General features: G+C 66.6%; 12 protein-coding genes and 1 tRNA gene. 8 read left to right on the plus strand and 5 right to left on the minus strand.

The window, feature by feature from the left end:
• Nucleotides 1-68: 68 nt before the first annotated feature.
• Nucleotides 69-815, minus strand: a complete 747-nt coding sequence (locus ACFUTU_RS20705; protein WP_377967752.1) for a phosphoglyceromutase — start codon at nucleotides 813-815, stop codon at nucleotides 69-71.
• 102 nt (nucleotides 816-917) lie between these two features.
• Here ACFUTU_RS20705 and ACFUTU_RS20710 point away from each other — a divergent pair, with 102 nt between their 5' ends.
• Nucleotides 918-1,739, plus strand: a complete 822-nt coding sequence (locus tag ACFUTU_RS20710) for a class I SAM-dependent methyltransferase (protein WP_377967754.1) — start codon at nucleotides 918-920, stop codon at nucleotides 1,737-1,739.
• Between the two features lie 7 nt (nucleotides 1,740-1,746).
• On the opposite strand, the gene ACFUTU_RS20715 is transcribed toward ACFUTU_RS20710, so the two are convergent.
• Nucleotides 1,747-2,103, minus strand: a complete 357-nt coding sequence (locus tag ACFUTU_RS20715) for a DUF2516 family protein (RefSeq protein WP_377967756.1) — start codon at nucleotides 2,101-2,103, stop codon at nucleotides 1,747-1,749.
• A gap of 9 nt (nucleotides 2,104-2,112) precedes the next feature.
• A complete protein-coding gene (locus ACFUTU_RS20720; RefSeq protein WP_377967758.1) occupies nucleotides 2,113-3,297 on the minus strand; it encodes a trans-sulfuration enzyme family protein in 1,185 nt (394 codons plus the stop codon).
• A gap of 119 nt (nucleotides 3,298-3,416) precedes the next feature.
• Between ACFUTU_RS20720 and tmk the strand changes: the two genes are divergently transcribed.
• The 3 genes from tmk to ACFUTU_RS20735 all read left to right on the plus strand — a co-directional run bounded on the left by tmk (nucleotide 3,417) and on the right by ACFUTU_RS20735 (nucleotide 6,839).
• Nucleotides 3,417-4,070 (plus strand): dTMP kinase, encoded by a 654-nt coding sequence (tmk, locus tag ACFUTU_RS20725; protein WP_377967760.1) that lies wholly within the window; start codon nucleotides 3,417-3,419, stop codon nucleotides 4,068-4,070.
• The gene (locus ACFUTU_RS20730) at nucleotides 4,067-5,212 is read left to right on the plus strand and encodes a DNA polymerase III subunit delta' (protein ID WP_377967762.1); all 1,146 of its coding nucleotides are present in this window, start codon (nucleotides 4,067-4,069) and stop codon (nucleotides 5,210-5,212) included. The genes tmk and ACFUTU_RS20730 overlap by 4 nt, the downstream gene beginning before the upstream one ends.
• Nucleotides 5,213-5,276: 64 nt before the next feature.
• On the plus strand, nucleotides 5,277-6,839 hold the full coding sequence (locus ACFUTU_RS20735; RefSeq protein WP_377967774.1) for an alpha/beta hydrolase: 1,563 nt from the start codon (nucleotides 5,277-5,279) through the stop codon (nucleotides 6,837-6,839).
• Between the two features lie 61 nt (nucleotides 6,840-6,900).
• Here ACFUTU_RS20735 and ACFUTU_RS20740 read toward each other — a convergent pair whose 3' ends face one another.
• Nucleotides 6,901-7,674 carry an HAD-IA family hydrolase gene (locus tag ACFUTU_RS20740; protein ID WP_377967764.1) on the minus strand — a complete coding sequence of 258 codons (774 nt, stop codon included), beginning with the start codon at nucleotides 7,672-7,674 and terminating at the stop codon, nucleotides 6,901-6,903.
• Nucleotides 7,675-7,898: 224 nt separating this feature from the next.
• On the opposite strand from ACFUTU_RS20740, the gene ACFUTU_RS20745 reads away from it, so the two are divergent.
• Nucleotides 7,899-7,971: transfer RNA gene (locus ACFUTU_RS20745), tRNA-Thr, on the plus strand.
• 496 nt (nucleotides 7,972-8,467) lie between these two features.
• Here ACFUTU_RS20745 and ACFUTU_RS20750 read toward each other — a convergent pair.
• On the minus strand, nucleotides 8,468-8,854 hold the full coding sequence (locus tag ACFUTU_RS20750) for a DUF5956 family protein (protein ID WP_377967766.1): 387 nt from the start codon (nucleotides 8,852-8,854) through the stop codon (nucleotides 8,468-8,470).
• A 232-nt stretch (nucleotides 8,855-9,086) separates the two neighbouring features.
• Here ACFUTU_RS20750 and ACFUTU_RS20755 point away from each other — a divergent pair, with 232 nt between their 5' ends.
• The 3 genes from ACFUTU_RS20755 to ACFUTU_RS20765 all read left to right on the plus strand — a co-directional run.
• Nucleotides 9,087-9,506 (plus strand): hypothetical protein, encoded by a 420-nt coding sequence (locus ACFUTU_RS20755; protein WP_377967768.1) that lies wholly within the window; start codon nucleotides 9,087-9,089, stop codon nucleotides 9,504-9,506.
• A 23-nt stretch (nucleotides 9,507-9,529) separates the two neighbouring features.
• Nucleotides 9,530-9,856 carry a hypothetical protein gene (locus ACFUTU_RS20760; protein ID WP_377967770.1) on the plus strand — a complete coding sequence of 109 codons (327 nt, stop codon included), beginning with the start codon at nucleotides 9,530-9,532 and terminating at the stop codon, nucleotides 9,854-9,856.
• 57 nt (nucleotides 9,857-9,913) lie between these two features.
• Nucleotides 9,914-10,238 (plus strand): DUF4241 domain-containing protein (locus ACFUTU_RS20765; RefSeq protein WP_377967772.1); only part of this gene is annotated, 325 nt, incomplete at its 3' end.

Here is a 10,238-nt window from a genome sequence, read left to right on the forward strand (position 1 = left end):
GGTCACCTGAGGTGACCGGCCGGCGTCGTCCGTTTGGTTTGGGCGGCCCAACCAGCGGAAGGCAGTGGCTACTTCTTGCCCTGGTTGGCTACGGCCAGAATGGCCTGCTCCGCTGCTTCGGGGTCGAGGTAGGTTCCGCCGCGGGTGATCGGCTGGAAGTTCTCGTCCAGGTCGTAGACCAGCGGGATGCCGGTGGGGATGTTCAGGCTGGCGATGTCGTCGTCGCTGATGCCGTCCAGGTGCTTGACCAGGGCGCGCAGGGAGTTGCCGTGGGCGGTGACCAGAACCGTCTTGCCTGCCTTCAGGTCTTCCTTGATGTCCGATTCCCAGTACGGCAGCAGGCGGATCAGGACATCCTTGAGGCATTCCGTGCGGGGCAGCTCATCGCCGAGGTCCGCATAACGCGGGTCGCGGGACTGGGAGAACTCGCTGCTGTCATCCAGTGCGGGCGGCGGGGTGTCATAGGAACGGCGCCACAGCATGAACTGGTCCTCGCCGAATTCGGCCAGGGTCTGGGCCTTGTCCTTGCCCTGCAGGGCGCCGTAGTGGCGCTCGTTCAGGCGCCAGTCGCGCTTGACGGGGATCCAGCCGCGGTCAGCCTTGTCCAGGGCGATGTTGGCCGTGTTGATGGCCCGCTTCAGGAGCGAGGTGTAGAGGATGTCCGGGAGAATGTTGTTCTCAACCAGCAGCTCTCCACCGCGTGCTGCTTCCTCGCGGCCCTGGTCGTTCAGGTCAACGTCCACCCAGCCGGTGAACAGGTTCTTGGCGTTCCATTCGCTGTGGCCGTGGCGCAGCAGAATCAGCTTGTAAGTCATGATTTTCATCCTAGCCGAGCGCGGCCCACGGGCGCCGAGAGTTACATCACCCGGCAGGACCGGCCCTCAACCCGGGACGGACGCGGCCGATAGGCTAGGGCCGTGGTGCAGAAAGCAGAGCGGGTGGTGACCGGCCGGAGCAGCCGGGGCAAGCCGGTGGGGAACGTGACCCGCGGCACCACCAACCCGAACCGGATGCGCCGGCTGGACCGGTGGCTGGCCGGGCCGCAGGCCTGGCGGCTCCGCAGGGCAGCCGACCCGCTCGTCGTGGACCTGGGCTACGGTGCCTCGCCGGCCACCGCCGTCGAACTCTTTGACCGGTTACGGGCTGTGCGGCCGGATGTGCGCGTCTGCGGGATCGAGATCGAACCGGAACGTGTGCGCGCGGCGAAGCCCCTGGAGCGGCCGGGCCTGAGTTTCTCCAATGGAGGATTCGAAGTCCCGGTGCCGGGGAAGCCGGTGTTTGTGCGCGCTTTCAACGTGCTGCGCCAGTACGAGGAAGCGGACGTGCACGGCATCTGGGCGCTGGTGCAGGGACGGCTGGCTCCGGACGGCCTGTTCATCGACGGGACGTGCGACGAGATTGGACGCCGCTCCGCCTGGATCGCCCTGGATCCGGAGCGGCCGCTCAGCCTCACCATGTCCGTGCGGTTCGGCAGTTTCGGTCTGCCGTCCGAGATCGCAGAGCGGCTGCCCAAAGCCCTCATCCACCGGAATGTTCCCGGCGAACGTATCCATACCCTGCTGCAGGCGATGGACCGGGCGTGGCTCGAGGCGGCGCCGCTGGCGCCGTTTGGAAACCGGCAACGGTGGACGGCCATGTGCAGGGCACTGCTCGACGGCGGCTGGCCGGTCCAGGATGGTCCGTCGCGCTGGCGTCTCGGGGAGCTTACCGTCGGCTGGGAAGCTGTGGCGCCGGACTAGGCGGCTGTCACCAGGGCCCGTAGGGACCCATGTTCCGGCTGCCGCCGCGGCCGGCGTCCTTCACGGCGGGCCGGACATCGGCCAGGTACACGGACGCTGCCACCACAGCAGCGAGCCCGAACAGGCCCAGCGGGCCAAGGAACCCGCCGGATCCCCCGCCCAGCACGGACAGCGCACCGATGGCCAGGCTGCCGCCGGTCAGGGCCAGCCAGAAGGTCTTGGTGCGCTTGCCCACAGCCTCGAAGGCGTTGGCCCGGTGGCGGACGCAGTCGAAGAAGGCCCACACCTCGAGGGCCAGTGCAATCAGCCCCAGGATGTAGTAGACCGTGCTCTCAACGTAGAAAATCAGTAGTCGTCCGTCCACCAGCCCAGCCTATCGGTCCAGCGCGTCCAGCGCCTGCTTCAAATCGGCCAAGAGGTCCTCGACGTTTTCAATGCCGACGCTCAACCGGACCAGGTTCTCCGGAACGCTGGCGGGTTCCGCAGCGTGCCGGCGCCGCCGCTCGATGAGCGATTCGACGCCGCCGAGGGAGGTGGCGGGCAGCCACAGGTTCAGGGCACGGACCAGTTTGTCCGCCGTTTCGGCGGCGCCCAGTCCGCCCGCGGCGGCCACCTGAACGCAGAGAATGGAACCAAAGCCGGTCATCTGCGACTTGGCCAGGTCGTGCCCGGGATCGGACTCCAGGCCCGGATACCGCACGCTCTCCAAGGCAGGGTGCGCGCTCAGCCGTTCAGCGAGCAACGCCGCCGACGCCTGCGAACGCTCAATCCGCAGGGCCAGGGTCCGGAGTCCGCGCAGGGCGAGCCACGCTTCGAAGGGCCCGGCGATTCCGCCGTGGATGATGCGGTGGTGAAGCAGGGTCTCGCGCAGCTTCACGTCGGAGGTGACCAGTGCGCCCAGCACCACGTCCGAGTGGCCGGCCAGGTACTTGGTCACCGAATGAAGCACGACGTCGGACCCCAGGCTGAGGGGCTGCTGCACCAGCGGGGTGGAGAAGGTGTTGTCCGTGACAACGACGGCGCCGGCGTCGTGGGCGGCCTGGGTGAGCGCACGGATGTCAGCGATGCCGAGCATCGGGTTCGTGGGGCTTTCCAGCCACAGCATGTCGGCGGCCTTGCCGCCCTCCGGTGCTATCTGGGCGCGGACCGCTTCGGTGTCCGCTATATCCACGGTGCGGAGTTCGAGCAGGCCTTTTTCCGCCAGTTCGGCGGCCATGACCAGCGAACCGGAATAGCTGTGGGACGGCATGACCAGGACGCCGCCGTTGGGGATGAGGGAGAGGGCGGAGCTAACGGCGGCCAGGCCGGATGAGTAGAGCAGGCCCGGCAGCGAGGCGCCTTCGAGCTGGCCGAGGGCCTCCTCGAAGGGGTCCCACGTCGGGTTCGAGTAGCGGCCGTAGCCCCGGTCGCCGTCGTCGAGCGCGCCGGTGCCGAAGTATGTGGAGGAGAGCACGATGGGCGGGTTGACCGGGGCATCGTGCTCACGGGGCGGGCGGCCGGCGGCCACGACCACCGTTTCGGCGGACAGGGATGCGGCATGCTGCTCGGAAAGACTCATGTTCACAGGGTACGTTGGGTGGCTCTCCGCTGGGAAAAGCATCGCGGACTGCCGCTTCCGGGCATGTGGAGAAGCACCCGCCGCGCTTTTTCGTCGGTGGATATCGGTAGGCTGGATAAGTGAACATGCAGAGCCCCGGACTTTTCATCGCCTTCGAGGGCGGTGACGGTGCCGGCAAGTCAACACAGGCGGCCCGGCTGGCCGGCTCGCTCGAATCGCGCGGCCTCACCGTGCTGCGTACCCGGGAACCGGGCGGCACCCCCATCGGCGAGAAGCTCCGGTCCCTGGTGCTGGACCACGGCAACGGCCATATCGACGCGCACACCGAAGCCCTGATCTTCGCCGCCTCCCGGGCCGCCCACGCCAGCCAGGTCATCAGGCCCGCACTTGCCCGCGGCGAGGTGGTGCTGACGGACCGCTACATCGACTCCTCAGTGGCATACCAGGGCGCCGGCCGGGCCCTCGGCACGGACGCGGTGCGGAGCGTCAACGAATGGGCCACGTCGGGGCTGCAGCCGGACCTGACGGTGCTCCTGGATGTGCACCCGGCAGAGGGGCGGTCCCGCCGCACCGCCGGCGATGCCGCCGAGGACCGGCTGGAATCGGAGGCCGACGAGTTTCACGCCAGGATCCGGCAGGCCTTCCTGGACCTCGCCGCAGCCAGGCCGGAGAACTACCTGGTCCTGGAGGCGGGTCTTCCCGTCGAGGAAATCGCCGCGCTGATCCTTGGACGCGTGGAAGAGCTCCTGTCAGCAACCGGCAGGCAGCCATGACTGTCTGGGATGACCTGCAGGGACAGTCCGCCGTCGTCGCCCAATTGCAGCAGGCGGCCATGGGTGAAGGGCTCACGCACGCCTGGCTTTTCACCGGCCCTCCCGGGTCCGGCCGTTCCAATGCCGCAAAGGCCTTTGCCGCAGCACTGAACTGCGACCAGGACGATGTCACCATGCGTGGCTGCGGCACCTGCCCGGCCTGCCTGACCATCCTGGGCGAGACGCACGCCGACGTCTCCTTTGTCCGCACCGAAAAGGTGACCATCACCATCGAAGAGGCCCGCGAACTCGTGGCCACCGCCGGCAACCGGCCGTCCTCGGCGCGGTGGCGGATCATCGTGGTGGAGGACGCCGACCGCATGGCGGAGCGCACCACCAACGTGCTGCTTAAGGCCATCGAGGAGCCCACTCCGCGCACCATCTGGATGCTGTGCGCCCCCTCCCCCGCTGACGTGCTGGTGACCATCCGGTCCAGGTGCCGGGCGGTGGCGCTGCGGCTGCCGCCCGCCGCGGACGTCGCTGCCCTGCTCGTGAAGCGGGACGGCGTGGATCCGGCCCTTGCCGAGCGCGCCGCACGTGCGGCGCAGTCGCACGTGGGCATCGCCCGGCGGCTGGCCCGGGATGCCGAAGCCCGGGAGCGGCGGTTGGAGACCGTGCGGTTCCCGCTGGGGCTGCGGGGCATAACGGCAGCGGTGATGATGGCAGACAAGCTGGTGAAGATCGCCACCGAAGAGGCCACGAGCTCCAACGAGGAACGTGACGCCGCTGAAAAGGCCGCCCTGCTGGCCACTCTCGGCGCACCCGAGACCGGAACCCTGCCGCCCGCCATGCGCAGCCAGGTGAAGCAGCTGGAGGACGATCAGAAGCGGCGCGCCAAACGCTCCGTCACGGATTCCCTGGACCGTACCCTGACGGACCTCCTCTCCTTCTACCGGGATGTCCTGATCATCCAGCTTGGGAACGCCGTGGAACTGGTGAACGTTGAGCTGAGGAGTGAATTGGAAGAGTTCGCCCAAAGGTCCGGGCCGGAAGTGACCCTCGCCCGGATGGACGCGATTAACAACGCCCGCAAGCGGATCACCACAACCAACGTCGCCCCGCTGCTGGCCGTTGAGTCAATGGCCGCAAGCCTGATCCAGTAGCACGCCACCACTGACCGCACTTTGCCTGACCGGGCTGACGCCGCCCACAAGGAGAAACCGCATGATGTCTGCACTGCCTCTGTCCTCGCGACCCCGGACCCTCGCGGCCGGGATGCGGGCGGCCGGCGCCATGGCGCTGGCCGTGCTGCTGGCATCGTGCAGCGCCCTCGGCGCGGACAAGGACCAGGACAGCTCCACCGGACAGGCCGACCCCTCCATCGCGGCGGCCGCGCCGGAGGAGCTCAAGTCCTTTTACTCCCAAAAGATCGTCTGGCAGCCCTGCGAGGACAAGCTGCAGTGCGCCAAGGTCAAAGTGCCCGTGGATTACGCGAAGCCTGACGGCGACACCATCGAATTGGCTGCAGTTAAGATCGCCAGCACCGGGAACAAACAGGGCAGCCTGCTGGTCAACCCCGGCGGCCCGGGCGCGTCCGGTTACGACTTCGTCCGGGATGCGGGCAACAGCCACTTTTCCGAGACCGTGCGCGCCAATTACGACCTCGTGGGTTTCGATCCGCGCGGCGTCAAACGTTCTGCGCCGGTAACCTGCCTCAGCGACAAGGAGCGGGATGAGGCGCGGGCCAAGATTTACACACCGGAAACTGACGCGGGGCTCGCCACCCTCCTCGCGGACAACAAGGCCATCGCGGCCAAGTGCTCCGACCAGACGGGACCGGTCCTCGGGCACATCGACACCGTCAGCGCGGCCAAGGACCTGGATGTCCTGCGTGCCGTCCTCAATGACGCCAAGCTGAACTACATCGGCTTCTCCTACGGGACCTTCCTTGGTTCCACCTACGCATCGCTGTTCCCGGACAGCGTGGGGCGCATGGTCCTCGACGGCGCCATCGACCCCTCGCTGAGCGCCGAGGACCTGACCATCGGCCAGGCCCGGGCCTTCGAAAAGGCGCTGCGCGCCTACGTTGAGCACTGCCTCGGCGAGGAAGGCTGCCCCCTGAGCGGCACGGTCGACGACGGCCTGCAGCAGATCCGCGACCTCATCACCTCAGTGACTCAAACTCCCCGCACCGCCAAGGACGGCAGGCTGGTGGGCGGCAACACCTTCGTCAACGGCATCGTGGTTCCGTTGTACGCCAACGAAAGCTGGCCGGCCCTGACCCAAGCCATTGATACCGCCATGAAGGGCGATGTCAGCCAGATGCTCCGCCTGGCCGATCTTGGCGCCGACCGGTCCCCCAACGGCAAATACACGTCCAACACCACATTCGCTTTCGGGGCCATCAACTGCCTGGACTACCCCATGAGCAGCGATCCCGCGGCAATGCGCGCAGAGGAGCAGAGGCTCCGCGAGGCCTCCCCCACCCTGGGTTACTTCTTCGCTTACGGCGGGGCGAACTGCGCAAACTGGCCGTACAAGAACACCCGGACTCCGGCCGCCGTTAAGTACACCGGTTCCGCACCGATCGTCGTCGTCGGCACCACCGGCGACCCGGCAACCCCGGTGGAGTGGGCCAGCGAACTGCGCAAGCAGCTGGGCAACGCGTCCCTGCTGACCTTTAAGGGTGAAGGCCATACGGCCTACGGCCGGTCCAACACCTGCATCAGCGGGGCCGTGGACAAGTATCTCGTGGATGGCAAGCAGCCGGCGGACAACACCGTCTGCTGACCGTTATGGAAAACGGCGGCCGCACGCACCGGCCGCCGTCGGGGTCTCAGCACGCTGGCTCTCAGAACCGGGATGCCCGCCTTTCCAGGAGGGCGGGGAAATCCTTGATCGACGCCAGCACGTCCGTGGCGCCCGCACCACGGAGCGCCGCCTCCGAATGCGACCCCGTCAGTACCCCGGCAGCCACCGAAGCACCTGCACTGAGTCCGGAATGGATGTCCGCCGCGGTATCCCCCACCACGGCCACCTTCCGGACATCGTCGACGTCGAGGGCCAGGACCGCTGTCAGCACCATGTCCGGAAAGGGCCTGCCCCGGCCGGCATCCGCGGGGCACAGGCTGAGGTCCGCCAGCCCCATCCAGCCCAGCGTTTCCAGCACCACGTTCTGGGTGTGGCGCCCGAAGCCGGTGGCCAGGCAAACCTTGATCCCGGCGTCCCGGAGCCAGCCGATGGTGTCCTCTGCCCCCGGAACGGCCCGGACCCCGCCGTCGGCGATCAGCTCGTCGCAGTTCAGCTCGAACCTCTTATTGGCGCTGGCAGCCGCGCAAGCGTCATCGAACAGGTCAGCGAAAACCGTCATCCGGGAGATGCCGGAACGCTCGCGCGCGTAGCGCAGCATTCCTTCAAAGCGGGCTGAGCCGGCGGGAACTCCCTGTTCCACGAGCGTGCGGGACATCGCGCGGTCCATGAGACCGCCGTCGTAAACGGTTGTGCCCACCATGGCCAGGACCGCCAGCCGGACCGGGTGCCCCTCCGCCGATGATTCCGGCGCCGCCTCCGCCGCAGGGACGGTGCGCGGTGCACTGCCGGTTGAGATTGCGCTGTCTGCTGTCATGCTCGAGCTCCTTTGCCGCTGGAGCGCAGGCGTGCTGCGCCACACTGTCGACTCCAGCATTCCTGCCGTTGCTGTTGCAGGCCTGAACCGGATCCGACGGCAGAATGAACGTCCTGCCAACGTCAGTCGCAGCCCTCGGGACACTCATTTTGACCCGGACGCGGGGACTCTATTACAGTTGTCTCTTGCATGAACCGGCCGGTTTTCCGGCTGATTGGTGCGGTGCTTCCTTAGCTCAGTCGGTAGAGCGTTTCACTCGTAATGAAAAGGTCATCAGTTCGATTCTGATAGGAAGCTCGGGATAAACCCCGGACAGCCCCTGGATTCAGGGGTTTCCGGGGTTTTTCGCTGGTTAAGCCTGATGACGTCCAATGGGGGGCCAGGGCACACTTACGGCACACTTTGACCTGAAGTGGGTGCATGGGACAGGCCTAGGCAGCCCAAGATCCGACCCGGTGTTTGCCAACGCTGGCTCGGTCCGTTGCCCGAGCGGTCCCGAATGATGAGGGATTCGACGATTTCATTGAAATCATCCTCCCTGATTCTTCGCCAATCGATCCTCGAATCCGACATGTAAGCCATTGATACGCTGATTTACCCCCGGTCCAGAAGGGACACAAAATTGGGTCTCAAAAACTTCTGCAGGCGAAACAGCGCATCCTTGGCGGCAACGGAACCTCCCGCCGCTTCCTCAAAGACCGAGAACGCTCCCATAACGCCCGAAGGCACGAAGGAGCTGGAGGCTGCCTGGGCTGAGCTGACCGAAGCGGCCAGAGGCTCCAAAGTCATCGGACTACTTGCCTGCACCCGGGGTGGGCGGCCTTGGACGACGGACCCCAACGCTGTGAGGGTCATAGCGGCCGCGCTCCGTGAACTGCCCGACGCCGGCGGAAAGCCAGCGACACACCTTCCCGCCGAGGAAGCCTGAACCAGGTAACGAACGTTCGGGTCTTCTTCGCGGCTTCCAGAAGCCGACCCCCAGCGGACGAAAAGGCTCCTCAAAGGGTTCCCGCTCCCCCGCTTGCTCGACATAACCGGTCACCGTCCTGCCGGCGTCCGAGGCCGGGTGGCGGCGCAGGTTCTCTTCGCCGGCAGCCCATCCGATCAGGGCGCCCCAGTCGTTCTCGGCCAGTTCCACCCATGATGCTGAGGGTGCAGCCATCTGCACGTTGCTCCACACGATTACTCCTTGCGGCTGGAGGTACCACTGCCCGATAACAAGATGTTAGGCGCTGACACGGTGACGCCAGGGCTCCAGAGGATGGCTCACGTGGTCGGATGCCAGTAGTCTGCCTGGCATGGGGATATTTGGGGGGAAGCACGTCGGCGGCCTAACACTCTTACTGGTCCTGGCCAGTTCCGCAGGGGCCTTGAGCTCCTGCGCCTACACGGACGATGAAGCTGCCGCGCTAGTGACTTCCCGGCCGGCCCCGCCTCCGCCGCCGACGGTTGATTCCGCCCTGGCTAAGGCGCAGGCAATCAACCAAACCCAACTGGATAAGATCCTTGGCCCCAGGCCCTCGGACCTCGTCATCGGCACCTCGGGCGGACTGACCGGCGACGGGCACGGGACGTCCTTGCCGGCCGTGCCCAGTGGACGCTACAAGGTGACTGCTGCATGCGCCGGCGTCACCGAGGCAGCCCTCCTCATCGCACAGCCCGGGCAAAGAGAAGGAACCAACCACGAACTCGCCCTCAAGTGCGGAACAGCGTCCAGCATGACCGTAGACCTCCGGGCCGGTCAGCTCCTCACGCAGCTCGTTCCCACCACCACCGAACCAGGCGACGCGGCCGTCGCAGGCTTCTGGATCGTCCCGGCACCGCAGAAATGAGTACCGTCCAAGAAGAAGAGCGCATGAACCAGGAGATGTTCCGATACCTGCCTTGGCCGTTCGAGGGCGACACCTTCCCGCCTGCTCTTGGCGCCGCCGTCATGCGGACTGTTTTGGAAGATGCCCGTCCGGCACTGCAGGTTCTGCACGATCCCGACGGCGGCTGGGCCATCGCCGACGGCGAAGCAGACCCAAACGCCCCGGGAGCCTTGATTGCGACGCACATCTGGCACGTCGTCTCGGCAGATCCTTCCCTCGCACAGTTGGCAGCCATGCCACCCGGCACGCAGGCGGATCGCCTAACCTTTGATCATCCGTGGCAGTTCCGATCATTCAGCTGGGACGAATGACCTCCTTGACGGCGCATTGGGTGCGCTTGCCAAAACAGAACACAAGAGGGTAACCGCATGGACATGGCTGATCACTACGCGCTCCGGACCGGAACAGCACCCCTCGGCGGAGGCCGACGCGGCCGACTGACCGTTGTCGATCTGGGGACCCTCCGTGTCCCCTCCGGGAAGGTGGGCGCCTGCGACCCGTTCGTGAACCTCGACCATCCGGTGATCGTGAATGTTCCGCCGGGCGACTACTCGGTCCGGGTCACCGTCGCGGACGTCTCGCCCGAACAGGATGGATCGCATCTGCGAGAGGCGTACCTCTCGCTAGTCCTCTCCCCGGCGGAGTCAACGGCCGTGGAAGCCGCGCCCGGCCCCGCGGGCCCGCCGGCGGGGC

The organism is Arthrobacter sp. NPDC057388 (assembly GCF_042668165.1).
Taxonomy (GTDB): domain Bacteria; phylum Actinomycetota; class Actinomycetes; order Actinomycetales; family Micrococcaceae; genus Arthrobacter.

Coding starts and splice junctions, on each gene's coding strand:
- ACFUTU_RS20705 (WP_377967752.1), bottom strand. CDS start 815: ATGACTTACAAGCTGATTCTGCTGCGCCACGGCCACAGCGAATGGAAC.
- ACFUTU_RS20720 (WP_377967758.1), bottom strand. CDS start 3,297: ATGAGTCTTTCCGAGCAGCATGCCGCATCCCTGTCCGCCGAAACGGTG.
- ACFUTU_RS20730 (WP_377967762.1), top strand. CDS start 4,067: ATGACTGTCTGGGATGACCTGCAGGGACAGTCCGCCGTCGTCGCCCAA.
- ACFUTU_RS20735 (WP_377967774.1), top strand. CDS start 5,277: ATGTCTGCACTGCCTCTGTCCTCGCGACCCCGGACCCTCGCGGCCGGG.
- ACFUTU_RS20740 (WP_377967764.1), bottom strand. CDS start 7,674: ATGACAGCAGACAGCGCAATCTCAACCGGCAGTGCACCGCGCACCGTC.
- ACFUTU_RS20760 (WP_377967770.1), top strand. CDS start 9,530: ATGAACCAGGAGATGTTCCGATACCTGCCTTGGCCGTTCGAGGGCGAC.